38 protein-coding genes and 1 tRNA gene are annotated in these 24,879 nt (G+C 36.2%); 3 read left to right on the top strand and 36 right to left on the bottom strand.

Annotated features, from left to right (window positions below):
• Positions 1-195 precede the first annotated feature (195 nt).
• The 4 genes from HMPREF1207_RS25290 to HMPREF1207_RS25275 are packed head-to-tail and all read right to left on the bottom strand — an operon-like array spanning position 196 to position 1,522.
• The gene (locus tag HMPREF1207_RS25290; protein WP_016424119.1) at positions 196-468 is read right to left on the bottom strand and encodes a hypothetical protein; all 273 of its coding nucleotides are present in this window, start codon (positions 466-468) and stop codon (positions 196-198) included.
• Positions 465-941, bottom strand: a complete 477-nt coding sequence (locus tag HMPREF1207_RS25285; protein WP_016424118.1) for a hypothetical protein — start codon at positions 939-941, stop codon at positions 465-467. Before HMPREF1207_RS25285 ends, HMPREF1207_RS25290 begins: the two co-directional genes overlap by 4 nt.
• A gap of 29 nt (positions 942-970) precedes the next feature.
• Positions 971-1,150, bottom strand: coding sequence for a hypothetical protein (locus HMPREF1207_RS25280; RefSeq protein WP_009673540.1), 180 nt, complete (start codon positions 1,148-1,150; stop codon positions 971-973).
• Between the two features lie 27 nt (positions 1,151-1,177).
• Positions 1,178-1,522 carry a hypothetical protein gene (locus HMPREF1207_RS25275; protein WP_009673699.1) on the bottom strand — a complete coding sequence of 115 codons (345 nt, stop codon included), beginning with the start codon at positions 1,520-1,522 and terminating at the stop codon, positions 1,178-1,180.
• A gap of 578 nt (positions 1,523-2,100) precedes the next feature.
• On the opposite strand from HMPREF1207_RS25275, the gene HMPREF1207_RS25270 reads away from it, so the two are divergent.
• On the top strand, positions 2,101-2,715 hold the full coding sequence (locus HMPREF1207_RS25270) for a matrixin family metalloprotease (RefSeq protein WP_016424117.1): 615 nt from the start codon (positions 2,101-2,103) through the stop codon (positions 2,713-2,715).
• Between the two features lie 24 nt (positions 2,716-2,739).
• The gene (locus tag HMPREF1207_RS25265; RefSeq protein WP_016424116.1) at positions 2,740-3,318 is read left to right on the top strand and encodes a hypothetical protein; all 579 of its coding nucleotides are present in this window, start codon (positions 2,740-2,742) and stop codon (positions 3,316-3,318) included.
• Positions 3,319-3,513: 195 nt separating this feature from the next.
• Here the strand turns inward: HMPREF1207_RS25265 and HMPREF1207_RS25260 are convergent, their stop codons facing one another.
• The 15 genes from HMPREF1207_RS25260 to HMPREF1207_RS25195 all read right to left on the bottom strand — a co-directional run bounded on the left by HMPREF1207_RS25260 (position 3,514) and on the right by HMPREF1207_RS25195 (position 14,303).
• On the bottom strand, positions 3,514-3,750 hold the full coding sequence (locus tag HMPREF1207_RS25260; RefSeq protein WP_016424115.1) for a hypothetical protein: 237 nt from the start codon (positions 3,748-3,750) through the stop codon (positions 3,514-3,516).
• Positions 3,751-4,112: 362 nt separating this feature from the next.
• Positions 4,113-5,036 carry a hypothetical protein gene (locus HMPREF1207_RS25255; RefSeq protein WP_009673831.1) on the bottom strand — a complete coding sequence of 308 codons (924 nt, stop codon included), beginning with the start codon at positions 5,034-5,036 and terminating at the stop codon, positions 4,113-4,115.
• A gap of 138 nt (positions 5,037-5,174) precedes the next feature.
• The gene (locus HMPREF1207_RS25250; protein ID WP_009673579.1) at positions 5,175-5,522 is read right to left on the bottom strand and encodes a hypothetical protein; all 348 of its coding nucleotides are present in this window, start codon (positions 5,520-5,522) and stop codon (positions 5,175-5,177) included.
• A gap of 45 nt (positions 5,523-5,567) precedes the next feature.
• Positions 5,568-5,789: a hypothetical protein gene (locus HMPREF1207_RS25245; RefSeq protein ID WP_009673674.1), complete on the bottom strand. Its 222-nt coding sequence runs from the start codon at positions 5,787-5,789 to the stop codon at positions 5,568-5,570.
• A gap of 50 nt (positions 5,790-5,839) precedes the next feature.
• A complete protein-coding gene (locus tag HMPREF1207_RS25240; RefSeq protein ID WP_016424113.1) occupies positions 5,840-6,124 on the bottom strand; it encodes a hypothetical protein in 285 nt (94 codons plus the stop codon).
• Between the two features lie 804 nt (positions 6,125-6,928).
• A complete protein-coding gene (locus tag HMPREF1207_RS25235; protein ID WP_016424111.1) occupies positions 6,929-8,002 on the bottom strand; it encodes a hypothetical protein in 1,074 nt (357 codons plus the stop codon).
• Between the two features lie 22 nt (positions 8,003-8,024).
• Positions 8,025-9,527 (bottom strand): hypothetical protein, encoded by a 1,503-nt coding sequence (locus HMPREF1207_RS25230; protein ID WP_016424110.1) that lies wholly within the window; start codon positions 9,525-9,527, stop codon positions 8,025-8,027.
• Positions 9,528-9,539: 12 nt separating this feature from the next.
• On the bottom strand, positions 9,540-10,073 hold the full coding sequence (locus HMPREF1207_RS25225) for a hypothetical protein (RefSeq protein ID WP_016424109.1): 534 nt from the start codon (positions 10,071-10,073) through the stop codon (positions 9,540-9,542).
• A gap of 64 nt (positions 10,074-10,137) precedes the next feature.
• On the bottom strand, positions 10,138-10,521 hold the full coding sequence (locus tag HMPREF1207_RS25220) for a hypothetical protein (RefSeq protein ID WP_016424108.1): 384 nt from the start codon (positions 10,519-10,521) through the stop codon (positions 10,138-10,140).
• 106 nt (positions 10,522-10,627) lie between these two features.
• A complete protein-coding gene (locus tag HMPREF1207_RS25215; RefSeq protein ID WP_009671751.1) occupies positions 10,628-11,281 on the bottom strand; it encodes a hypothetical protein in 654 nt (217 codons plus the stop codon).
• Positions 11,282-11,317: 36 nt separating this feature from the next.
• Positions 11,318-12,178 carry a phosphorothioated DNA-binding restriction endonuclease gene (locus HMPREF1207_RS25210; protein WP_009671754.1) on the bottom strand — a complete coding sequence of 287 codons (861 nt, stop codon included), beginning with the start codon at positions 12,176-12,178 and terminating at the stop codon, positions 11,318-11,320.
• A gap of 64 nt (positions 12,179-12,242) precedes the next feature.
• Entirely contained in the window at positions 12,243-12,395 is a 153-nt protein-coding gene (locus tag HMPREF1207_RS29455; protein WP_016424107.1) for a hypothetical protein, read from the bottom strand.
• A gap of 10 nt (positions 12,396-12,405) precedes the next feature.
• Positions 12,406-13,338 (bottom strand): phosphoadenosine phosphosulfate reductase domain-containing protein, encoded by a 933-nt coding sequence (locus tag HMPREF1207_RS25205; protein ID WP_016424106.1) that lies wholly within the window; start codon positions 13,336-13,338, stop codon positions 12,406-12,408.
• A 241-nt stretch (positions 13,339-13,579) separates the two neighbouring features.
• The gene (locus tag HMPREF1207_RS25200; protein WP_016424105.1) at positions 13,580-14,041 is read right to left on the bottom strand and encodes a hypothetical protein; all 462 of its coding nucleotides are present in this window, start codon (positions 14,039-14,041) and stop codon (positions 13,580-13,582) included.
• Between the two features lie 31 nt (positions 14,042-14,072).
• On the bottom strand, positions 14,073-14,303 hold the full coding sequence (locus HMPREF1207_RS25195; protein WP_016424104.1) for a DUF6440 family protein: 231 nt from the start codon (positions 14,301-14,303) through the stop codon (positions 14,073-14,075).
• Positions 14,304-14,684: 381 nt separating this feature from the next.
• Between HMPREF1207_RS25195 and HMPREF1207_RS25190 the strand changes: the two genes are divergently transcribed.
• The gene (locus HMPREF1207_RS25190) at positions 14,685-14,990 is read left to right on the top strand and encodes a hypothetical protein (RefSeq protein ID WP_016424103.1); all 306 of its coding nucleotides are present in this window, start codon (positions 14,685-14,687) and stop codon (positions 14,988-14,990) included.
• A gap of 153 nt (positions 14,991-15,143) precedes the next feature.
• Here HMPREF1207_RS25190 and HMPREF1207_RS25185 read toward each other — a convergent pair whose 3' ends face one another.
• The 17 genes from HMPREF1207_RS25185 to HMPREF1207_RS25120 all read right to left on the bottom strand — a co-directional run bounded on the left by HMPREF1207_RS25185 (position 15,144) and on the right by HMPREF1207_RS25120 (position 24,633).
• Positions 15,144-15,386 carry a hypothetical protein gene (locus tag HMPREF1207_RS25185; protein WP_009671749.1) on the bottom strand — a complete coding sequence of 81 codons (243 nt, stop codon included), beginning with the start codon at positions 15,384-15,386 and terminating at the stop codon, positions 15,144-15,146.
• 24 nt (positions 15,387-15,410) lie between these two features.
• Entirely contained in the window at positions 15,411-15,818 is a 408-nt protein-coding gene (locus HMPREF1207_RS25180) for a hypothetical protein (protein ID WP_009671762.1), read from the bottom strand.
• Positions 15,819-15,923: 105 nt separating this feature from the next.
• Positions 15,924-16,262, bottom strand: coding sequence for a hypothetical protein (locus HMPREF1207_RS25175; protein WP_009671759.1), 339 nt, complete (start codon positions 16,260-16,262; stop codon positions 15,924-15,926).
• 35 nt (positions 16,263-16,297) lie between these two features.
• A complete protein-coding gene (locus tag HMPREF1207_RS30015) occupies positions 16,298-16,474 on the bottom strand; it encodes a hypothetical protein (protein ID WP_009671766.1) in 177 nt (58 codons plus the stop codon).
• A 45-nt stretch (positions 16,475-16,519) separates the two neighbouring features.
• The gene (locus HMPREF1207_RS25170) at positions 16,520-17,722 is read right to left on the bottom strand and encodes a hypothetical protein (protein ID WP_009671757.1); all 1,203 of its coding nucleotides are present in this window, start codon (positions 17,720-17,722) and stop codon (positions 16,520-16,522) included.
• Positions 17,723-18,051: 329 nt separating this feature from the next.
• Positions 18,052-18,324: a hypothetical protein gene (locus HMPREF1207_RS29450; RefSeq protein WP_138918123.1), complete on the bottom strand. Its 273-nt coding sequence runs from the start codon at positions 18,322-18,324 to the stop codon at positions 18,052-18,054.
• Positions 18,325-18,340: 16 nt separating this feature from the next.
• Positions 18,341-18,508 (bottom strand): hypothetical protein, encoded by a 168-nt coding sequence (locus tag HMPREF1207_RS29445; RefSeq protein WP_009671744.1) that lies wholly within the window; start codon positions 18,506-18,508, stop codon positions 18,341-18,343.
• Between the two features lie 37 nt (positions 18,509-18,545).
• A complete protein-coding gene (locus HMPREF1207_RS25165) occupies positions 18,546-18,863 on the bottom strand; it encodes a hypothetical protein (RefSeq protein WP_148498316.1) in 318 nt (105 codons plus the stop codon).
• 475 nt (positions 18,864-19,338) lie between these two features.
• Positions 19,339-19,569, bottom strand: coding sequence for a hypothetical protein (locus tag HMPREF1207_RS25160; protein WP_009671765.1), 231 nt, complete (start codon positions 19,567-19,569; stop codon positions 19,339-19,341).
• 32 nt (positions 19,570-19,601) lie between these two features.
• Positions 19,602-19,955 (bottom strand): DUF2493 domain-containing protein, encoded by a 354-nt coding sequence (locus tag HMPREF1207_RS25155; protein WP_009671767.1) that lies wholly within the window; start codon positions 19,953-19,955, stop codon positions 19,602-19,604.
• Between the two features lie 13 nt (positions 19,956-19,968).
• On the bottom strand, positions 19,969-20,343 hold the full coding sequence (locus tag HMPREF1207_RS25150) for a hypothetical protein (RefSeq protein WP_016424101.1): 375 nt from the start codon (positions 20,341-20,343) through the stop codon (positions 19,969-19,971).
• 330 nt (positions 20,344-20,673) lie between these two features.
• Complete coding sequence (locus tag HMPREF1207_RS30010) at positions 20,674-20,841, bottom strand: hypothetical protein (protein ID WP_009671746.1); 168 nt, start codon at positions 20,839-20,841, stop codon at positions 20,674-20,676.
• Between the two features lie 26 nt (positions 20,842-20,867).
• Positions 20,868-21,485 (bottom strand): dTMP kinase, encoded by a 618-nt coding sequence (locus HMPREF1207_RS25145; protein WP_009671736.1) that lies wholly within the window; start codon positions 21,483-21,485, stop codon positions 20,868-20,870.
• A 271-nt stretch (positions 21,486-21,756) separates the two neighbouring features.
• Positions 21,757-22,344, bottom strand: coding sequence for a 3D domain-containing protein (locus HMPREF1207_RS25135; RefSeq protein WP_009671755.1), 588 nt, complete (start codon positions 22,342-22,344; stop codon positions 21,757-21,759).
• A 105-nt stretch (positions 22,345-22,449) separates the two neighbouring features.
• Positions 22,450-23,418, bottom strand: coding sequence for an AAA family ATPase (locus tag HMPREF1207_RS25130; protein WP_009671750.1), 969 nt, complete (start codon positions 23,416-23,418; stop codon positions 22,450-22,452).
• Positions 23,419-23,445: 27 nt separating this feature from the next.
• A complete protein-coding gene (locus tag HMPREF1207_RS25125; RefSeq protein WP_016424098.1) occupies positions 23,446-24,447 on the bottom strand; it encodes a hypothetical protein in 1,002 nt (333 codons plus the stop codon).
• 112 nt (positions 24,448-24,559) lie between these two features.
• A tRNA-Ile gene (locus tag HMPREF1207_RS25120) sits at positions 24,560-24,633 on the bottom strand.
• Positions 24,634-24,879 lie beyond the last annotated feature (246 nt).

Raw genomic sequence — 24,879 nt, 5'->3', positions numbered from 1 at the left:
TAACCCATTTTCTGTCGCTAGATTCTCAACCTTTTTAATCGTAGGAGGATCTGTAAGATTGTCTGCGGTTTTAATAGCCTCATACCCTTTTTCGCTAACATCCTTAGCATTATACATGTCTATCCTATAGTACTCTCTTTTTACTCCATCATATTTCTGCGCTATCTTTATCACCTCGATAATAAAAGATTGATTTTATTGCTCATTGTTGAAAACTTTTCTTCTTCCACGGTCATAATTATCTAGCGGGTCAGAAATAAATCTACCGTTCTTGTCGCGCACTTTTACTAAATAGTCCATCCAATTTTTCGGCATTAATTCGATTCGCCAATTTGTATCATCGAGCTCTTCGAGCAATTCAACAAATTTAATCTGCCATTCCATAGGCATAGATTGAAGAACGGTACGAGGCAAAACCAGGTAGTTTGCATAGGACAACCCAAAATAACTATGTATATCTTGGTTCATACAGTAATTCCATTTCTCATAGCAACCTTGTCAAAGTCTCTACGTGCATATTCATTGTATTTTTTATAGTTATCGTTTTTCAAAGCATGTTCAAGGAACTCATCATCATTACGTTTAAGGACTTTCTCAAAGACTTTATTTGCATTATCGTTATAGAACCTTGGATTACTCTTGTCGTCTTCAGTAGGCCTAATATTTGCTGCCTCCCAGATCTCATACATATCGGCTGAATAATAAGTTTTAAAAGGACTGTCGGCAGGAATCTGTTTGTGACCGAATGTTTCAAGCAACTCCATCATTTCTTCTTCATAAAACTCGTATTCAGGAACATAATCTGCAATTTTGTACATCCATACTTTAATTAACATCGTAAGATCTTCGTCTGACCATGTTGTTTTAAAATACAGGTTTGAGTCTTGCCCAGCTTCTACGGCTGCTAAATGTTCAAGTTTATAAACTCTTGGTCTCGGCATAAATCTGCCTCCCTTTTGTGGAAAATTTCTCATTTCAAATATTCTTGTCCTAAATTCATTTTCTCATTGATGTAGGAAACGATATCTTCATAACTGAAATTCTCTGTAAGTGCAGGATGCATATAATACTTCCAAGCTTTTTTAAATGTGCAATTAAAAATAGCCGCCTGATTAACTAATGTGTCAGCAACTCTAGAGATCTCAAGCACACTCGCTCCTCCTATAAAATTAAACTTTTATTCGCTAATTCTCAGATTTAATCTATTTCTTTGATAATTGTCCAGCCCAAACCGAATCGCTTCTTCAAGGCTTCCTGTTACTTCCACGCTTCCCCATGCCTGGCAGTCCCAACCTGTATAGTCGCAGCCTGCATCAATAATCGCGTATCTTCCATCTTTAAGTTTGAAAACACCAATCCAATTAGACGCATCGTTCTCTCCGTCATCCATTGCGATAATTTCAACAACATCTTCCCTACTAAATGGCTTCGTAGATACTGGTTTTGCAAATTGAACAGTAAATACTGAATTAGCGTAGCCAAATGCTTCCTTCCAGTCATATGTATTGATTTCTTCTAACATTTCATCGTCTCCTATAAATCCGTATTTTGCAATATTCTAAAAATTTCAGTTACTTTGCTCTTGATTTCATTTTTCAAAAATGCACTCCTATATATTATTCTATTTTATAGAAGTTTGTTTTTATAAATGCCCACAGTCCATGCATTTTCTCTTTATTATCGTTAAAGATATAATGCTCATTTGGATAGAAATTTACTCCTGCTAAGCCAATCGGTGCTCCAATAAATAACTCGTATACTTTACCTCTTGTAATAACAATCAATTATCATTCGAAAGTAACGTGTGAAGCTAATTCAAAATTACGAACACTAACAAGTTTGCCGCCGCAACTCATTTAGCACCTTCTTTATTATATTTTGTACTTTATTATCAATTATATTTTATCTTCCTTTAGCCAATGTAAGATTACCAATCAAATACAAAATTATACTAAATTTAATTATAGTTTGCAAAATTTGGAATAATATATTATCATGGTTATGTCGACTTACGGATTACAATTGCGCAATTGTATATTCTTTAATCAAATAATCAATTGAAAATATGATTAACTGATATATTTTAAAGGAGTGCAACTGATGAAAAAGAAGATTATAGCTGGAACCATTTTATCTGTTTCATGTATTGGGTTATTTTTTGCTGGTTTTAATGCTAACGCTAACGTTTATGGTTTTAAATGGGCTCATAAGTCAGGGAATTTCGCTTTGGTTAAAGCAAGTACGAGCAATCTTAATTCTACTTACAACGGCAGTGCCTTTACTAACGGGATCGCAAAATGGAATGGTGCATCAGGAGCACATATAGCGATTCAAAGTTCAACTGTAGCTAATGCAAATGTAGATTTACACAGCGTCACTAAAGCACAATGGAATTCAAATGGTTGGGGCACGACTACTTATGCATTAACTATCCCTTACAATAATGGAGTTGCGTGTGCAAGCGGTGCGCCATTTAGTGATCCAAATGATCTTTGTCCTACAAGAACGGATTATGCTGCTATCTATTTTAATGAAGGTTATGAATACTCTGATCAGGTTAAAAAAGAAGCTACAGTGGCACATGAAATAGGGCACTCTGTTGGACTTAGTCATACAACGTATATTGGTGTGCAAAGCATTATGGCTCAAGGACTCTCTAAGGGCACTAATGTTACAGCTTATGATATCGCCGAATTGAATTCTTTGTATCCATAAACAAACGAGGAGGGAAATATCATTATGAAGAAAAAAATATTTATTGGAGTTTCAGCCGCTTGTCTCGCACTAAGCTTTTTTGTTGGTCAATATATCTCAACAAGCTCTGTCCACTCTGAGAACCATCTAGCTGTAGCAGATAGTAATTTACCTTTAAACGAACAGGTTTGGGGTACTCAAGTAGCTATAAAGGGCACAGTCTTAAAACAGGAAGTCTCTTCTGTTAGAGAAGCAGATGTTCCTGGCCAAGGTTTCTCCTTTCCCGTTACACCAGCAACAATTCAAGTAACCGAAGTCTTATATGGTGACGTAGATACCAAACAACTAACACTTCTCCAACATGGTTCAGATGATGATAAGAAATCTGCAAAACACTTTGTGAAAGTCGGGCAAGAATACATTCTTTTGTTAACAAAAACAGATGACGGTAAGTATTGGTCTTATAATTATGATGATGGAGTTTGGAATGTTGAGAATGGAAAAGTAACAAAAAATACTGAACAAATTAGTAAGTCGTTAATGACAATGAGCGATAAGTCTGAAAAAGTATTTAAAGATGAGATTGTAAAAGCGATAAAGAATCAAAAGAAAAGTAGCCAGTAGTAATACAGATTAGAGATAGGGGCAAACGTTGCTCCTTTTTTTATTTCAAGCTGCCTCTCTAAAAATAAGTGATAAAATTCATCTAGGTCGCACGATAATCGATTAACTCCCACATTTATAACTCCTATAAAATCCGTATTTTATTTGGTTTTAAATAATTGAAGAGATATATTCAACTAAGCACCTATTATCTTTCTATGTATTATTTTGTTTATAATACTTAGTCTTTATAAATGCCCATACACCATGCATTCTTTCTCCATTGTCATCTATAATGTAGTGCTCATCTTCACCACATGATAAGCCAATTGGTTTACCAATATAAAGCTCGTATAGTCTGTCTTTAGTGATATTACTAAGGTTCCTGTCTACTGCGATGTGCGTAGCCTGATCAATATTGCTTACAGGAACCAATTGGCTTATTTCGACCATATAGCACCTTCTTTCATTCATTATTATTGTTTTCTTTTATTTTATTAATTTACCAGAAGCATAATATTCAGTCAATATGTATTTAATTCTTTTGTTATTTACATTGGGAAACAATTATTTGTTTTCCCGCAAAGCCTTTCTGAAACTTATAATAACTATTACTACTGCTATTACGAACACTAACACTACAAAGGGTAAAATTAGATAAGGTACGTAGCTACTGATTATCCACATAAAAAAACCTAAAACAATCAACAGTGAAACGAGCCTAAACAGATAATTGATAATTCTTGCACTCATGTTTTCACTCCAATCATTTAAAGAATGGGCCTCTATTTAAGATTGGAGGCCCATTTCTGCCTTTAGTTTCTTCTGATTCCTGCAGAGATAGCTCCAATTAAACTGCAACCAACATGAATTCTAACAGTGTCACTGTTGAGAACTAAACCCAAACCTTTAAAGCCAAGCATACTATCAACATGCATTTTTGAGTAAACTTCCGCATATCCGGATTCCGGATCTTCATAGAATTTACCAAACTCCATATTGGTTACGTTTATGGATGAACCCCAAAAGGTTCTACCATAATCGCCTTCTCCATATGTCGCTTTGGCTTTCACGCCTCTTTCGAAGGAAAACTCTCCTTTAGTATACATTGTAAGTTGTTGAAGTCCAAGTGCATTGCGCGCTTCAATATCTATACGATTACTTCTATATTCTGTTGCTTGAGGGCTAATCGTATATGCGCTTTGAGACGGCTCAGAGTAGTTAGACTGGGCGATATACATCCCGCCTTCTTTAGTTAACAATATGTTAACTTCTCTCCCCGTATTACTTTCAGTTGCAATTAGAGACTTGGATGACGGTTCAACATATCGTTTTGTTATAAGCTTGTAACCTTCTTTGTCCTTACTTTGATGAATATAATTAATTAAATCAACTTCTTTATCTTTTACGGAAGCTTTTAAAGTTGTCTGCTGAGCATCAACAAGGAAGTCAACATTCTTTTTAATCTCTTCCACTTCATCTTTGTGGGATGCGTAATATGATTCTATTATTTCATTCACTCTATCTAAATTGAAATTTTTTGCATCTTCATTTTCAAATAATGCTGCTAGATTAGAGTTGTTTCTACTCACAAAATCATTATATTTTTTAAGAACTTCATTCTGATTTATTTCTACCGATATTGGATCTGCATTAATTAATGGTGTAGCAGCATTTGCTGAGCTCGCAATTACTAATGTCCCAATACCTACAATACTAAATACTTTTTTAAGCTTCATACTCCAACCTCCTGTTTTTACAACTTCGGCCGAAAGTTGATTTAAGAACTCTTCTAAACCTTACATCAGTTTCCATACATTGTAAAGTCGATTGGTATTTTTGTAACTTTTTTGATTTTTTTAATATAAGTAATTGAGCTACTCCCATTTTATGTATCTAATCAGTCCCAAGGTTTCTTTACAATACCTTTTTACATATCTTTTTGCTCTATATAATGCGAAAGGCGATTTTAAAATCATACCCTTTGATTCGAACTTGATAATATTTGCATGAAATTCGCAACTATATTCTCTATTCCAAAGGCTCTCACCATTTCCAAAACTTTCATGCGACCATGCGTATTTATCAAACTGCTTCACAAACTGAGTATAGCTTCCATATCCATATGTATCTGTATGTGATTTTGTCATAGTGATGTGGGTAAGCCAATCAGTGGAAACAAACGCCGCAACTGTAATAATAATAACGATGAATATAAAAGCCATTATTGGGTCCCCTCTTTCCTTGTATGTACTTTAACGAAAATGGATTTATTTTTTTATTTTTTTACTGTAATAGTTCTCCATAATTGCAAGAGCATCCTGAAGTCCGGATCTTCGACCTTTAATATAACTGTAAAATTCGCCGGTATCCGCGTGTTTTTCCATGGAAACAATTGCCGAAGTATTTGCTTCAATCAATTCCTCAAGAGAACGTAAAACCCAACTGTCCTTTTTATAGTAGCCAAAAATTCTAAGTACCTTTTCTAGCACAAAGTCCCTCCTTATAAAACCTACATTTTATTAATTTTTTGCTTTCATACTCAGCCTGACAACATCCTTAAATCACGCTGCCGACGCTCGTATTCGGTGTAACAAGCGGATTCGATCTGTTCCCAGTCGCCAAAATCTTTGTCCGTGACCTCTATGACGATGTAATGAGGCACGACCAAAAATTCTTTACCGCATTCGCTACAATGTGGTCTATCGAATGCGTAGCATCTGTATTTCTCATCCATTGGTACGTCTCTAAGATCAAAGTCGGCATTTTCGAAGACTACAAAGCCTTTGCATCCTTGTTTGTTACATTTGTGTGCTTCAATAGACATATAAACCCTCCCATGTATTTCTGTGTTTATCTTCAAACTTCCGGTTGCTCCGGGGTAGTAAGTGGAGTCCAGTGCGTGTGATAGCCGGGCCAATCTGTGTCAAGCGGAGACCCGCAATACGGCGGTTCAACAATTGGGAATGACCACCAAAGCACAGCGCTGTCATCTTCGTGCCATTCATCTATCGCGCGCGGGGCCGCTGCGTCCTCAAATTGTTTTAGACGCGTCACTGCAGAGAATAATTGTAAAATGACTCATATGTGCCAAATTCTCCAACTTTGCTCTTGTGATTTTTAAGGCTGGTGAAGCATCCTATCTGTACTTCTTCCGTTAATCGTTCCATACCGGCCTCCCATGTATTTCTGTGTTATATCAAATTAATTGACTAGTAAACCTTTTTCTTTTCGCTCTTTGAGATATTCCCGAGAATGTTCAACGCATAGCCATCTGCTAAAATACTTGATGTGTGTTTTCTTTCCCCACTTTTCACATATCCTATCTATCGCCACTTGTACACCGTCCTTAATTTGACTATATAACTCGGGCCTACAGTTTTTACACCATGTGATATCTGATTCAACCGGTACGAGTCCACATCTTGCACAATAGTCGCACTGACAATGGAACAACCAATGTTCTCCACATTTTTTTACAGTTATCCCGAAGCACACCTTCAACACCTTTCGTAAACAATAGTCAAACAATAAAATCAATATTTCATATGTATTCCTAACAAAACTTCTTACATTTTTATTGTATTCTTTTATTATTATAATGTCAATACGCATATTTCCTTTTTCGCATCTAACTAATCCTATAGTTATAACGATCCTTATAGAGTTCCATAAATGGCTGAAAACCTAAATCCGTTGGTGAGTGCTTTGCTTCAGCCGTAAAGACACTTTTCCCGTCCCACATCACAAAAATACTACGACTCTTACCAAACTTCTGAGCTTGCAGTTTAATCTCTTTGGGTTTCTTATCCCGGTCAAAAGCCAATATAATTTTTATATCGATGCCCAGCGATTTAATCATTCTTGCTTGGTAATCGGTTACCTCACTGCCACCAAGAGCTACACAATTCCTTACACCAAATTGTGTAGATAGCCAACAGGTTTTTTCGGCTTCATATATAATTATCTCTTTACACTCAATGATATACCATAAAGCCCGATGCCAGTTATAAAGCTCCCACATGTTATTGAAATTATGCAAATATAAATATTTAGGTATATCTTTTATTTTGTAGTTCGGGTCTGTCGTTCGTCCTTTAATTGATACTATCTCTCCGTAACTGTTGTGTATCGGAAATATAATTCTTTCCGACTTTAGATCGAAGCCAACTTGAAACTCCTGCTGTATATCATACTTAATTCCCTCTTCAATAAGCGTCGCGTGTGGGAGCATTACAAATCGATCTAGAGAGTCATCACTAAGCACTTTATTCTCTTTAACTTCCAGAAATGATTTACTTCTATCTTTCTTTATATCCTTCAGCCATTTCAAGGGGTCATTAAAAACTACAACCTGTTCCCTAGTCAAATATTCATGGTAGCCTAATTGTTCGCAGATCCACCTTTTAGACTTTGGCAGACATTTATGTATGTCTAAAGCCTCGATTTTATCAAATACAATGTATGAAATGAGATCGAATATATCGCTACCGAGAAAAGACCTGTTTCTGATCTTACACGTCAGGGATTCGTTTAGATAGACCTGTAAACCACGGCTATTGTCAGAATTAAATTTATCAGGCAACATTGATTCATACCGATTACTCTTTTCTTTTATGTTTTCACAACCGGCTTTAGACAGTATTTCTTCAATACGACTTTCATCGATAATTCGCTTCTTAATCAGCATTAAATCATTTATCATTAAACTCCCCCGATTGGGAATGCTACCTGCCGTTATTTGGAACTTTTACATATGCAACTTCGCGCCAAATATTAAAATCGTAATTAACTTCAAAAACAATCTGTTCATCTTCCGAACCTTCACGATTTTTAGGAAGAAACAGAATTAAATACTTCTTTTTAGGGTCTAGTTGATATGGTATTGGAATCCATTCGCCACTAAAATCATCTTTTTTCCAGTTGTAAGGATACAGTTTGTTTTTATGGCCCTCCTCTTTGTATTCGTCATCAAACATCAGTCTACCGGCCATTACAACAGCCGCAACCTCAACGATTTCTAAAGATTTCCCAATGCAATCAAGATCAATAAATCTATACTCTCTACCAATTTTCAGTTGTACAGTAGCTAGGCAGTGGCAATTATATGCCTCTTCTTTTATACAATCATACAGATCTTGTGCTGAATTAGAGAAGGCGAGCCACCTTTCTATTTGCTGGGACAAATCTGGTTTAAATGTATCAAAGAAAATATGTTTATAGCCGCGCGCGCGATACAGCTCAATCCGACCGATTACATCCTGCACTCTGTACTTTTTTAGATTGATGAAAAGAATGTTCTCTTTTCTGTGTTTTTCGATCCACCCTCTTGCTTCATTTAGAATTGCTTCCCCTTCCTCCGTAAATGTTCCTCTCTCAATAACATCTCTTGCAAGAGGCTTCTTTAATATCCTGGAGGCAACAGTGGCCAGAAGTCTTGATCTCCAACGTCTTATTCCTTCTTCGTTTGCAAATACAATAGCTTTTTCATCAGATTCATAAATGCCCAGTACGGCCTTTTCGGTGAGGATACTCGATTTACCTACTCCAGATGGCAAGACCAAGTAATTGAGATTACCTAGCTTGAGCCCGTTTATTTTTTTATTTAACCGAGGTGAATCAAAAAATGGGATACCTGTCTGGATGCCCTTTTTTAACTCCTCAATAGTTTCACTTAGATTATCCCCTAAATAATACTCAACAACTTCACCTGCATTTATTTGTGCAAATGAGGATTTAAATTTAGTCTGATAAAAAGTCTGCAGTTGACTCAATGACATGCTTATTAACTTATGTATTAATTCTGGATTCAAGACATTGATAAAGCCTTCGTCTTGGAGCTTTCTCAGACTTTCATATTTTTGAATTTCAGCAAGGTGATAATCCTCGTTACCTTTCTCTGGACTACATTCTTCTATAAGCTCAGCTATGGTGCCATATGCGCCGTACTCATTGTAAACTTCAAGCCATGCACCCTTTCCCTTTTCTATTGGCTTTGAAGAAAGAAACGAATAGACAGATGTATCTTCAAAACTCCGCAAGCCACTCTCAAACATCTCTTTGCCAACATAATAATAAAAGTACCATATTGGCCTGGTGAATGTATTTTTATCAATCTTATGTATTTTATATTTCGAATACAGCGTCGGGGTTTTCCAAAGATAACCTACAAATAGCGACTCATGAACTTCCGAAGGCGAAATAAATTCTGTAATATGCTTTGTGCTCAATAAATCGCTCCTTTATAACAAGTGAGAAATATCCATCTCGTCTTTAACTTTAGTTCTTGCTACATCTCCCAATGACATATCGACTCTTGTTTTAGACTCATACATTTCTGTTTGATATATCTCTTGTTTGGCTTTATTTTTTCTCTCTTGAAAAGCCGGATTAATTCCATGTTTCAGCATCATGGTAATACATGCGTTAATTCCTTCCGAATCGTTTTTGTAATCAAGCACATTTGAGATAAACCATTTTATCTTATCTTCGCTTAACTTATAAGCTTCTAAAATTAAACTGTATTCTATATTTTTGTTTTCTTTTATTTCTTTCAATCTCAAGAGATTCCGCGCCGGTATTTCTATTGCATTGTGCAAGCATAATAAATAGCTGTATAATTCTCTTCGCTGTTCTTGGTCGACTGCTTTTTTCTTTTCATTATCGTGAAAATCAACAATGCAATTTTTATGTATGTATCCCCTTTTATGTATTCCTTTTTCCATCAAGGTTTTATCCCCTTTGACTAGGCAAAACTGACACTTCACCATGCCCATGATCAGCCAATCACCTCCTTATAAAATAGTTATTTTATTGCTTGGGTAATCGCAGAAATCGACACTATAGTTCCGTTTTATCATCCTTCAAATCCATGGCAAGATAGGCTGCAAGCCTTAATTCTACTTCGCTTTTAATTAGCACCCCCAGCATGCTAAATTCATGATGATACCCACGGCACAAAAATTTAGCATATACTCCTTTTGAGTCGCGCTTATATTCATAAATTTTCAGTCCTCGGTTTTTCAGATCCTTCTTTGTATCAACAAAGTCTGCGCTAATAAGGTTCTGAATGTGCTTCAGTTTCCTGGCATAAATTTGTTTCATCTTGATTTCTGAATCCATCATCAATTTGATATCTCTTTCTAAGACATCAAGCAATATCGGATTTAAGGCTGCCTCTTTGATACAGGTTAAATCCTCATGGTTACAGGATGCGGCGACCATATACTTCACCTTCGATTATATGTTTGTGTACTTATTATACCCAAACATATGTTCCTAGTATACTGGAAACATTTGTGACATACTCAATCTTAATCGATCCTCCCTGCTAAGATCCAAAGTGGTCGGTCTCAGATTTCTCCCTGCAGGCAATCAATGTTTCTACTTCTTTCTCACTAAACCCTACATTTCTGAGTCGAAGCAACATTTTTGCCATTTCTTTTTGGGAAATTTTCATACCTCTGGCTACAAATTTGCTACTTCTAAAAACACTTCCACAAATATCTCTTGCCCGATCTTCGTTATATCGCAAATCTTTGCTATCTAAAAAATCAAATTGGGTCAATGTTTCGATCTCATTTCCAGCATGATAAAATTGGAGATGCTTAAAATCGAACTCCTTTACGACTTCTTCTGGCTGGCCTATCCACCTCGTAATAATTTGATATTTTCCGATTGAGATTGCATTTTCAGTAATCGTAAGGGGATACCCACGATAAGTACCTCCAGAGATATCTTTTCCGTGGTAGCCAGACTCATTATCAATGAAATGTCTTCTAAGACTCATAGCGAACGTCTCGTCTGTGAGGAAAAAGTCGAAATCCTTAGGTTCCTGGTTTTGAAATATGGAATAAATACATCCTCCTGCGATATAGGACAAATCTTTAAATGTTTTTTTGAATTCTTCAGGAAGTAAACAAATGAGCTGTTCTTTTTCAAATGCTAACCGGTTAGATATATATTTCATTTTAGCTTTATTCAAACATGCGTCTCCTTTCATTTTCTATTCATGAAATTCCTATTTTATCTCCAAAAATCTTTCCGGTCTTTTAAACACTTCATCATTGTGCCATTCAACAAATAATTTATTAGGACGATGCTTAGGATTGTTCACCTTATGAATTTCTCTTCCGTGATAATCTAATAACATTTTTGTCGATTCACCATGTCCTAAAGCAATAGCTGAGACTAGTATGATATTGTTTTTAGAAAGTGTAAAAACTCCGTAATCAAAAAGTTTATGGTGCAATGCACATAGCGCCAATCCGTTCTCCTCGACATCCGGTCCACCAAATTTGTGCCATTTGATATGCGCGGCCTCAACTCCAACATGAAAATGGTCGATCTGAATATTAAATCCGCAAACCGCACATCTAAACTCGTATGCAATGAGAATATTTTTTCTGAAGAGACCACTTCTATTTTTCCTAGTTGAAACGATAATATCTTCAATAGACAGATCACTTAATATGTCTTCATGCTGAGTTTCGGGAAATTGAGAGTCAAGTAATATTTTTATTAGTGTTATTATATAATCTTTGTTGTTCAACAATAATGAATAAACCTCTTCAGTAAATCCACCCATTGTATCGCTCAATTCTCTCAAGGTGAATTTTTTATTTATCTCTCTGTCTAAGCGCCAGTATCCATCATTCATCAAATATACATAGGGATATTCTGGATGAGTGGAATTTCCATACTTAAATAGTAACTTTTTAAATTCAGACCGAATAGAGTTGTATGATATTAGTTTTGTTCTATTGTTATATAGTTCGCTCAAAGCATACAGTGTTAGCAAGGACTTATGTGGTGCGCGTTTTCCATCTCTTTTCCACGTGCCAAGATGAGTCATTGCGTGTTTAAGTTCCTCAAAATTCATCCTATATCACCTTGTTAATTAGATTTCTTTACTATCTAAATATATCACAAGATGATACTGGGATTTATTTCATCTTTAAAACAGTGGTCTCCTTTTTATCGAAGTCTACTATTACTTTTGTTGCAGATTCCAACATTGTTGCCAAATCTAAAGAGTCATATTGACAATTAGCATCTGTAATTCTCTCTCCATCAATGCTTATTAATTTCCATTCCATATAAGTCCTCCTAAATTGCGCAAACTGTGCAACCTTCTTTGTTTTCACCATCAATATCGTGTAGTCTTTTCATATCCCAGCTATCTAATAAATGCTTTAATTTATTTTCTTGGACCATCTCAATCATTTCATTTTCTGAATAAGTAAATTGCTTTTTATTCTGTGCTTTCTTAAATTGTTTTTTTATGTATCTAGTGATTATATGTATAGCATTATTCTTCACATAATCTAAAGGCTTATCTTTCACCCAGGTATAAAATCGTCCGTCTGCGTGCTGTATCTCATAATCTTCTGCTCGCTCAAACCAATCGGGATATAAAATACTGAGTATAGCCCATTCAACCCGCCGCTGATAAAAACAAAAATAACATCCTGAACGTGTGCGCCATTTATAATATTCGGGCAGCCCAACAGTTTCCTCAAGTATTTTATAAATATCACTTAAAACAAGTCCGTCAGTCTGAAATAAGTATTTAGCAGTTATATTAATATTTTTGCTCTTTTGATTATAACCATCCCTGTTTTCGTCTGCCCTAATTCCAATATAGCTAATACAATAATCAGTTCCAATCCATTCTTCCAAAGGCCGAAGTTTCATTGTTCTTGTGCACCAACGGGCATTGGGAGCTGGTAAATATCCATTATACCGTTTCAGTATTTCCTCAAACGGATTAGTTGTATCTTCTCCGTCAACAACTTTATATTTCGCGGCTGTATTAGGATCTGCTTTCAAACGAAGAATTTTCTTTCCTAAATACGTTTCTAATTTAGAGAGGATATCATAAATCTCAGGTAACTCTGAGCCGGTATCAGTAAAGAATAATTCTAGTTTTTCAAAAATTTCAGGGTAATTATTTTTTATATATATGGCCATGGCGCTTGAATCTTTTCCGCCACTGATTCCACAAAGATGTCTCGGATTCCCTTTTGTCCCTAATCTCAATTGATCACTCCTGAAATAATAAAATTACAATTTCATTTGTTCTACTTTGGTAGCAACCATTCTTGTTCCGCTTGCCAGGATATGAAAAATCTCCTCTAAATCCTCAAGTGAATTATTAAAGCCTTCTGCTTCTAATTGCACCTTGTCGTTCTGGTCAATATAAAGAATAATTTTGTTAATGCTTATTCGCCTCCTTCTTCTATGAAATCACGAATTTATTTGCTGCTTATCATATGATTAGTCAATATCCCATGTAGCTCAAATAGTCCTGGTCGTTTAGGTCTTTCTTGATATGATTATCTTCTATACTTTTACTTTCACAAATAGTTATAAATATGTCTCCAAACTGATTTATGTATGAATCTTGCCACTTGTTTACTTGATTTGATTCATCTGACCATGCTGTATAATACGTTTCTTCTGTATGATTGTCATAGAGAATGTTAACCGATGTAATATCCCCTTCCCCTAAACGTTTATATGTGCCTTGACTGTTTCCGTAATCGCCGTAACATTCGTTTCCGTTCCTATTTGCCGCTAGGAAAAAGTAACTACAATGATCCGACTTTACGATGCTGTTTTTATTTGCGATAATGGACGATTTAATACCATCTATATGTAGAGAGCTTATATATTTTCTATCAACCTCTATACACTCGCAATTCTCAAGGACTAATTCAATCCTTACTATATCTTTCCCCATCAGGTCGCTCCTTCAAGATAAAATTCTCATTTTATTGATTACAGACTTGTCGACCATCTTCTCTTAAACGAGGGGTTAGTGCTTTGCCGTTGGAACTTTTTCCATATCCGAAATACTGACATCCAGTTTCTGTATCGGTAATAATAACAACTCTGTCGCCAGCGTCTTCAATCTTAATTCTTTGACTCGCTTTGCTCTCAGCGGCGGCGGAACAGCCCGATAGCGTTAAAACGATTGCACTAAACTGTATTGCCTTCCTCATCTTATCTCTCCTTCAGGTTATGGCGGATAATGAAATCTTTATTTTATTCTCCCTTATCAATCCAATAATCAGGATAGTCTCTTCTTAATACTCTCATTCCCAGAGTTTTTTGTAATATATGTATGCCAAAATGAAACTCCGTCTTATCATTGGGATGAGACTGCCTCATTTTCACAAAGCCATTCCAGGCCGCTACAATGTGATCGGCTACTTCCTTTTCTTCTGATGTTAGTCCACCTAATCTCGCTATTTTACACCCTCCCTATGACATATTACTCCAGATAACAACAATAAATTTACGTCTTTATGAGTCTAATTGTTCATGGTATATATTCCTATATATGGTATTGTTTATATATCATATTAAAGGAGGAGTTAATCATGAAGTTGAAATCTTTAACGATTGGATCATTAGTAGGAGTATCTTTGCTGTTTGGAGCAGTGAGTGCGTCTGCTGCCCCTGTAAGCAGTGCTGCTTCCGTAGCCCCATACGCAAACCAAAATTTAGTCATAAACGTTGGGCAATATCATCAATTTAACGGTACTGTTTTTGTGGTTGAAAATCCCTTCGTAATCGGTGTAACTTTACCTTCGCTTATTCAAGGATTACAGCCTGGACATGCTGTTATTGATGTCTATAGTAATGGGCAATATACCAGATATGACGTGTTCGTGAAGACTATCTAGTTTATACTAAATTGATATTAGTCATCTCTTACACTACGCAATTAGTCCACAATATATTGCGTAGTGTATTTCTTCTGTAAAGATATTTCGTCACCAAAAATCTCTTCATGAAACCTCATGAATTGCATTGGGCTTTCAATTAAAATACAGGTTTTATTGTTCGATATACTCATTAGGGATTTCTGAAATGTCGCCAGGCAAACTTCCAACCTCGCGTATCCAGCGAAGCCCTAAATAATTTAAAGATTTGAAGTCAACATTCAACGTTCCGACTGACCTCATGAACTTCACCAATTCTTCTTTTTGTAGTTCGTGCTCTTCAAATATTAGCATCCCATCATAATAAAGTCCTTCCCAATCATCTGCGCTAATTAATGTTAATTTATTTTCTCCCATAGATCCTCCTATAAAATAAGATTTTCATTTGCCGAGCTCAATGTCGGCAAGACGGATTCCATAGTTTCTACCCCTTTTACAGAATGTCCATTGTGCTTTAACCCTCCCGTCAACAATATCTTTTGCTTTAATCAAATCTTCTGTATCCGTTAAAAACATATTGTACTCAGCTCCGGTACTCCCACTAAAATGCATTACGGCGGAAGACCTTCCCCTTCCATAACCTGTAAATGTCAAAATGTCATCAAAAACCTTATTATCAATCCATTCAATATTTGTCTCTTTATCAATAACCGGCTCGGAAGGATGGTTGTACGAATATGAAAGTAGGCTGCCTTTGTATGTATGAATTTCACCATTTCTGTAGCTACTTTGCCAATATTTATTCTCATGAATAATCGGATACAGTATTCTTTTCTTAGATTTTGTCATTTAGTATCTCCTTGAATTTATTATGTGTAAGCTTTATTTTTCTAATTTCCAGCTTTCAATTTTCTAACGAGCTGTAATCAAGTTGCGTGAATTCAAATACGGCTTTCATCGCCAATGAGTTAAAACGATCAATTTAGGTTCCAATTCCACATCGAAGACTTCCTTAATTGCTTTGGTTACTTTTTCCTTGTGTTCTGTATATCTGTTCTCTTCATAAATAAATGGACTGAGCCCTTCGTATCCGTCTGGATCGTGCTCGACTATTACTCCAAAATAATCATAATTTCCACTATTGTTATCTGGTAGATGAACGATCTCTCCATTTCGGCGATTCCATCTATAATATCCATCGTAAAAATTATCTTTTCCTTCTTCGTCCATCTTGTCTACGAACTGCTTAACATCGCAGCCAATAATGATGTAATCAGAACGATCCGTTCCCATTTGGCAACCTCCAATAAAAATGAAATTTTATTGTTTCAGTTATAAAAAACGACAAATATAGCTGTTGTAACAATAAGACATACTAAAATTAAAAATGCTGCCACTGTCCGTCGATTCATATTTTTTTCTATATAAATTCCTGCAAATGTTCCAAAGAAAACAATAATGCTAATTAATAAACCCATCCAAATTGGATACCATTTGTCATTCATACTTAAGCTCCTAATACTCGATAAAAGCCTTCTTTTATCTGTTTCTTAAAATATTGGTTTTAATGTCTCACACTTATCATCATCGTTCTGAATCCAGTTCATATACTCTTCTCGCGGTACTTCTCTTACTACAAAACATTTTTTAGCATGAACCTTGGCGTCTTCCTTATGGTCAAAATGTTCATACGGAATAACGACTTCGATAAGCTTCCCCTGGTATCTGTAATTAGATTCGTTAATTTCCTTCTGTTCGTTGAAGTACAGATAATCGTTTTTAGGGATTGCAAATTCGCCGATCTTATAAATAAAATCAGAGTCAAAGTGACTGCTGTACTTGCCATCCCCAACACCATTTACAAACTTATAAAACCTTTTATTTTCTATGTATGTTTTACCATCAAATTCAGTATACTTTTTAGGCAAGTCGGAAATATGCCGAAGCGTTCCCTTTCTAGTTAGACGATAATCATAACCATTAATTTGCGTAATCTGAACTGGTTCTTTTGAAATCTCTTTAATAATGTCTTCTACACACTCAAATTTAACTTCCTCTGGCTTTTTGAAATAATCCTCATGCAACGATAAATCGGCTATTTTATCAATCACTTTATCCAGGCTAAACTCTTCGCCTTCCTCAAACTGAATCATTTTGTCATAATTGATTCCGTACATTCCGCCCAAATGTTCTTTTAAATCCTCTGCATCTTTGATCTGCAGATCCATGCATTTAAGCGCGATTCGAATGAATTCTGGCTTAGAAATTGTATATCCTTTCTCTTTGTATTTCTGGACACGAAGCAATGAAACTATAGGAAAAGCAGTATTCTTATTGAATCTAAGCATCCTTTGTGCATTGTCTTTTAAAAAATTATCATGAAGCACAAAATCTTCAGTTTTAAAATCAAATGCCCCCATGCAAGCTGTGAAGTCAAATGCATTAAAGATATCACTGGCCTCTGAGAAGTATTTAAAGTGAATCAGTTGAACATTTCTCTCTTTACCCATTGTGATCATAATTGACTTCTTCGTAAGAGCGTTGACCCAATCGCTATCCTCCCACGCCTCTTCAATAAATTCTACAAGGGAATCTTCGTTTCGAAAGTACACATCAATATCATTAATCTCTCTGTTAGTGAACAGGCTTGTGATTGCTCCACCGGCTACATAAACCTCATGTCTTTTAAAGGCATCAACCACATGTTTACCAAGATAGTCATACAATTTATTCTTCTCAAAAGTATAGTTCATTTAATTCCTCCTAAAATTTATTTTTATACGGGGTTTGCGGGTCAATCGATATGTAGTAAGATTAATCTAAGGATGGAGCGTCAGTTTCTATCTCTGCCAAACCGATATAAATACTCGCCGTCTAATCAGTATTAGTAGTAGAGAGATAAAAAACTACTTATACAGAGAGGGTTTGGTAATATGGAATTTAATTATCAGAATGAACAAAGCGGAAAGAAGTTTGGGTTTAAGATTCACTCAAGTGTACTTATCGGATTAATATCCTTAATAAAACTTTTGTCGTGGCTGCTGATCTAGCAGCCTTTTTCATTCTCCAATAAAATCTCCTTTTATTCACAAAAAGGCGCCCCTTTATTGTCGTAAATTTGTGTTAATGAACCGAGACCTGCAGTATTTCTATCAGAAGTACTTAGTGCAAAATAACATCCAGTCTTTTGATGTTTTACTGTAATTATTGAAGATGCAGTGTCTGCTCGATCTACTGAAACTATTGTAAATTGTTGATTATCAACCGCTGCGCGCTTTATTTCGGTTTCAGTCTGGCCGCAAGCCGTCATTAAAGTTGTTAGAAAACATAATATGATCACCACAAATTTCTTCATTAAATCCTCCCTTTATCTACTCTAACTTTTCTCCATTCCAGCGTACCGCTTTAACTGTTTGACCATCTCCTAAACCTTCAGACGATTCACAAGAAGGACATACAATCAGATCATCAGGAAATCCTTTTGTATAAAATTCAAAACCACAGTCACAGACCCATTGTTCAAGTAAAAACTCTCTCAAATGTATCCTCCTTTTCAAAACTTATAAAATTTCCATTTTATCTTCCGAATTTATGAAGCACATATTCCTTCTTCAGCTTACTTCGTTTCATACACAACTTCTCTAGAGCAAAGTTTAACAAATCGCTATCTTCAACTTTTTTTCCATTACACCAATCGCATTCTGGCAGTGATTCACCATAGATGGCGTACTCTTCGTTATCTTCATCTATTTCACCATACTTCTTAATAAATGCATCGTAACACTTACCACAGTACATCTCTTCACATTTTGAACAGCATCCGTAGTTACCGGCGTCATGAAACGTATTATCGCAGTTTTTACATGTGTACCAATCAACACCCAATCTTTTCACACTCCTGTTAAAATTCCAGTTTTATTTGCTTCTAGCACTGTATTTGATTGACCCCGAATCTTTATTAATATTCAATTTTCCCCAATAACATAGATCCGAGAAACTACTGGAGAACAAATTGTCATCAACATGCATCATCCTTGTACTTATTTCATCCCTTGTCATCTCAACTCCCATAACCAGCTTTAAAATTTCAAGTTCAACGCTCCATTGGCCTGTTCTTCTTTTCGTCCATTCTATGTATTCTTTACGTTCACATATCTTACCTGTGCAATTATGACAAACAAGTATCGACAACCCTAAGGTCTTCAAAGTTGCTGGCTTCGATGTCACTAAATTGCATTTGCTACATTCATATCTCTTTGGAGGCTTTGTTCTTAAGGTTCCGTCCTTTTTAAATATCTCTAAGTTCATATTTCTCCTTTCTATATTCCAAGGAAAGTCCAAATTTATCAGGTACGAAAAATTACCTTTCTCAATAGCTCTTTAAAACATTACAAACTCCCTCAATAATTTTGCCGTAAAATTCATCTGCAAAGCTTCTTAAATCTGTAAGTGTGCGTCCATCCCATTCTAGGCCAATCTCATCAGCAGAATAGCCTCTTACATCTCCGATCTCTCCTAAAATGTCAGTGATTAGTACGTTCTTGTCATACCCTTCTTCTAATTCAAAGTAATTAATAATTTCCTGAATCTCATCATTCAACTTTTCTCCACCCCATAAAAATCCGATTTTATTCAGTAGTTAATTACTCTTACCTGAAGACCGTGCTTCTTAGCCAGATCAATCATGTGTTTTGTACCTTTGCTTATACCGTCCCAGAAGGCCACCAGAGCATCTGCCTCTTTCGCCATCTCTTCATTTCTTATGTATCCAGCACTATTGCCGTGTCTTTCCCAGTCTGCAGGGTGACTAGAAATTCTATAACCCTTTTCAGCAGCATACTTTTCACCCAGCTTATCTGCTCCTTTTGCAGCTCCCGATACAATTACGATTTCATTGCGAGGTTGCAAGGCGAGAAGTGAATCGAGTTTTCTTTTTAACATCTCATAGTCGCTAAAGGTTCGTGAACCGGCAACGATTACTTTCAAAATAGCCCTCCTCTCAGTTTTCTTCTTCAATATCGATGTCATTTGTTTCTTCTGGTGTGCTTATAATATGAACGAATACGTTCGCCTCGCATTCTGGACAATCAAAATCTAACCGATCGGTAACACCCTCTAGATAGTCGCCTCCAACAGATTCACAAATGTTCTTTCCACATCGAGGACAAAAGTTAATCTGTCCATATTTCCACTGAAATTCTGTGCAAATAGGAATCAAAACGAATGGCTGATACTTCCCCTTTGGTGCGATGATATCTTTCTGAGCCACTACTTTTTCATCCGATGCCGTCATGTTCTTAGATGTATCAGTAGTTATCGTTGCGCCTTCAGTTTGTGCTAAAATTCTATATATTTTTGATGTGTCGCCCAACATACTATCCCCCCGTGTATTTCTTTGTTTAATGATTAATTAATGTTGTAAAAACCCATCTAACGATAATCCAGAATGTTACCCAAGGTAAAGATTCGAATAGATCTTTCATTTCAACCTCCATGTATTTCAGTGTTTACCTCGCTGTTCGGATTTTCGTCACTTGAAACATCCTCAAACTGTGATCATCGCGAACCTTATTAACCGCCCTACAAATTGCTGCACTTCTTTTTAATCCAGGGAAATCATATTGTCTAGTTGTCTTCCCGTACACTGAATCATCAAGTATGATGATCACTTTCATATGCAAACACCTCCTAAGTTCCTCAATATTCATTGAGTAACTTTGCCGAATCCGCTGACCAGAAACTTCGTCTCCGTTATTGGCTCGATTTTAGTTATCTTGGAAATGACAATAAACTTATTTTGAAAAGTAACTACCGAACCAACTTCCATCTTTCTCGGGTATTCGATAACTGTGCTAAAACCTTCTTTGGACACTGCTCTCCTCCTATAAAATCAAGTTATTATTGCCTGAATTCCTCAACGACAATCTTTCTTATAGCTTCATGTATTTCCTCAAATGATCCTAATCCGTCAACAATTGCTTTAATCGGTGCAGCGTAATTTGTAGATACATTTTTATAATAGCTACGTACTCTTGTAAGTAAGCCCAGATCTGATTCATATCTGTCATTTTCACCATGCTTTCCTTTTCTCTTCATGCTCTCTTCTGCTGGAATGTCGATTACAATGTCAAGATCGGGCTTTCGCATATACTTCTGTAATTCCATAATCCAACGTCCATCTCTCCCGTTAGCAAGCCCATAAGCGACTTGACAGAGCCTATACCTATCAAGGATTAAGAATTCGTACTCCTCATTCTCTAGCTCCGTAAACCAGTCCTGCTGAGCCTGCTTATCCGCAGCCATAATCAATTCAATCGTCTCTGCAGATACTCCCCACTCTTTGCGCAGCCACTTCATTATTAGCTCGCCGGTTGGCGTGTCGTATCGATGAAACTCGCTTTGCATTACTTTATAACCTTCGCTACGCAATCTTTCGGCAAGCAATTTTGATTGGGTGTGCTTGCCGCTTTTGTCTAATCCTCCAATGCTGATGATCTTCATTTTTTCATTGTTCAATTCTTCTTCTCACGCGCCTTCTTTAGTCTTAGTGCGGCTGCCTGCCTTTGTTCGTCGCTCATAGTCCTGGTGCTTTCATTCCGGAAAGACACTCTGCCAAAATCAATGTTATCATAATAATGAGCCCCATCTGAATTGATTCTTGCCGGTTCAATTCCGGCCTTTTTTAACTTTGTGATTACTCTTGGTTGTAGGGTGTACAAGTTCCATTTCATTGTCTCGTCATCACATTGAATTACGGTTTCTCTCTCATTGGCCACGTAACTCATACTCATTCACCTTTTTTCTGGATAATTTGGACTTCAAGCTTCCTTCGCCCGAACTTTGCCGCCTTACTCTCACTGCTCATAAACACATCTAATCTGCCCTCCTTGATTGCTCCTCCTCGGTCAGTACAAGTGTATGTATTACCAAAATAAGGTATGTAAATCTGCGTCCCAAACGGCATGCTTTTAGGACACGCTATGGTATATCCCTCTTTTGTTTTTTGACCACTCGCTGTAATACCATAGTATTTGTCGCCAGGGCTTTTACCTGTTGATTCGCGGTTATTTGTATATGCAGTGACTTCAAAATTTTTATATTTATCATTATCTTTTACTTCTTTAATTTCGCTCAGTTTGTCATCAGTCTTTATACTTTTAACATCAACTTTTGTAGTTGAGGGAGTCGCTTCTAAAGACGGCGACGGAGTGCTTTGAATCTCCAAATGCATTAGGTTTCTAAATGGATTTATCGGCATTTCAATAGTCGGTTGAGTTGTCTCTTTCGGATCTTTAACATTTTCATCCACCCTACAGCCAGTTAACAGGATTAGCATAGCCATGAAAATGAAAGACAGCGTCTTATTCTCGCTCATAACATTCCCTTCTTGATACTGTATTTTATCTATATAAAAAATCGCTCCTCGCCTTACTTATTCAGTTTGACAAGGAGCGATTCGAATAATGAAATGTTCGATTTATTAACTGACTTTCTTAGCTACGATAAGCATCTTTTGCAGTTTATCAAGATCCTTAATTTCCTTAAACTTAATTGTGCTGAATTGTTTAGTAAATTCATCAGCAATTTCCTTTTGTTTATTAACTGTGTGCGAATTAATGATATTCTCAATTTCCAAAATGATTTGTCCAATTCTGTCCCCACTTGAAATGCTATGGTGTTCTGCTTCTTTATCAATAGCAGCATCAAATTTTTTGATCTCTTCTTTCTTACGTTGACGACCCGACTGTGCTTGAGCTATAGCTTCAGCCCAATGAGTATAATTAGGTTTATAAATTACTTCACCTGGCTTAAAAGTTCCTGTACGATCCTTTTCAACGAGCCCATGAGACTCACCGTCTTTAATGAATGTTTTAATTACAACGTCGAAATCGTATTCGGCGTTCTTTTGCATGTTCGGCATCTCGCCAACTTTTACGGTGATCTGGTTGCCTATTGCATCCTTTTTATTTTCATTTTTATCTTTTTTCTCAGCAATAAATACTAGGTTTTTCCCCTGCTTTGCAAGCTCTAACATTCTTCCAAAGAATTTTTCGTAATGAAGCTTTATAATTCCGCGTTCTTTTACTGAAATCCCTTCACCCTCAACGAGTCGATTGCTTTGCATGGCACGTTGCTCTACAACCTTTAGAGCGGCGTGTTCCTGGTTTTCGTGCAAACGAGTAATGCTATCAACCGTAAATGTATCAATCGAATCAAATAATTCTGACTCTCTTTCAACGTCTTCAATTTCTTCGTGCAACTCTTTCAGAGACAGTGTATTAGTTGTCACAACTACATTATCTTTATTATAAAATGTAGTTCCAGAATCAGAATCTACATGACCGATGTTAGGGAATGACAGACCAAATGGAGTTTTTCCCGATCCGCTATCACCATAAGCTAAAATTTTTACGCCTTCTTTTTTCTTTTCCGGTTTTACAAATGCCAAATCATTTTTCCTCCAATTATTTATTTTTTAATTAAACGGACTTTCGGATTGTTCCCACGGAAACGGCGAATCGTCAGGAGCATTTGTCTCGTACGTTTGAATCGTTTGAATGAAGTCATCTTGTTTATAGGCCTTTGCTTTATGACCTGTTACCTTTGTAATCTGAAACTCGGACACTTTATCTTCTACCAACTTTCCTACACCCTCAGGACTCTCCCCTCCCCAATCCAGAACCTTAGGCGCTTCGACTAATACAGCCCCGTTTACGCAGCGGCCTTGTACAGAAATAATGTCTCCAAAGCGAGTTTTGTTCTTAATGTTTTCAGCAAGAGCTTCATGCTTTGAGGTGTCAACTGTGAATGTCATGTCAGAGAAATTACCAAAGTAGTCAATTAGTCGACCACCAACGTACAATCTATTTTTCTCCTTATTTAAATTTGTATTAAGGACCACGATGTCATATTCAAATGAACTTACTTCTTTGAAATTATCTTGTTCAAAATCTGCAGGAGACTTGAAACCTATATTTTCTATCTTATATTTCACCTTAGATCTTGTTTCTCCATTGCTTATATATGTATTGATATTAAATGTAGCATCTATCCAAACATAATCCCCATCATTAATTGAATCGCGAATTTTTCCTACTGCTTCATAGTCAAAATAATTATGTTTACGAGACTTCCCTTCGGAATCCTTTTCTAGTGCTAGAGAGGTGACACCGAAGCCGAAACAAGTAAAGCCCTCCGGAAAGTTTTCTCTTTCAGTATAGTCAATCTCGATTTTTTGTTTTACACCATCTTTATTAGAATGCAATCTAACCTTCTTATCTGGGATCTGGCCGAACAAGTCTAAGTTGTAAATAACGTTTGTTTTAGATGTTTTCACTTTTAGACTAATACTTCTAAATGGTTTACCGGTGCCTTGTTTTGTAATGCCTTCTCGATAAGTTTTTTCATCACAAGGATCAAACCCAACAATATATCCTTCAATTCTTACTTTGCCTTTGGTCTCTTTAAGATCTGACAATTAGCAATCTCCTTTATTGTTTTATTTTATTAACAATCAAATTCTTCTTTTATTGCTGCTCTCTTCTCCTTTCCCAGAGTATCTATATAATCACCATGTGGTGTTATTTTAGTGGGCCCTGAGGGACTTGAACCCCCGACCAATCGGTTATGAGCCGACCGCTCTAACCAACTGAGCTAAGGGCCCTTACAATTTCAATATTATATCCTTTTGTTTTTATTGTCAACATTTATTTTTTAAAATCAATAACCGATTTTGACACCATGCATTTTATTAAGCATCCGGTCTCGTCAAATACTTTTCGAAGGAAATAGAATGACCTAACTTTTTTTACCAACTTTTCATCCTACATCACACTGGGCACGGTTCTAAGATCTACTACAGTGTTAAACCTCGCCTTTTGTAATACCGATATACAAAATTGGTGAGAAA

Origin of the sequence: Paenibacillus sp. HGH0039 (assembly GCF_000411255.1) — a bacterium.
Taxonomy (GTDB): Bacteria; Bacillota; Bacilli; order Paenibacillales; family NBRC-103111; genus Paenibacillus_F.
This window is presented reverse-complemented; position numbering and strand designations above follow the sequence as displayed.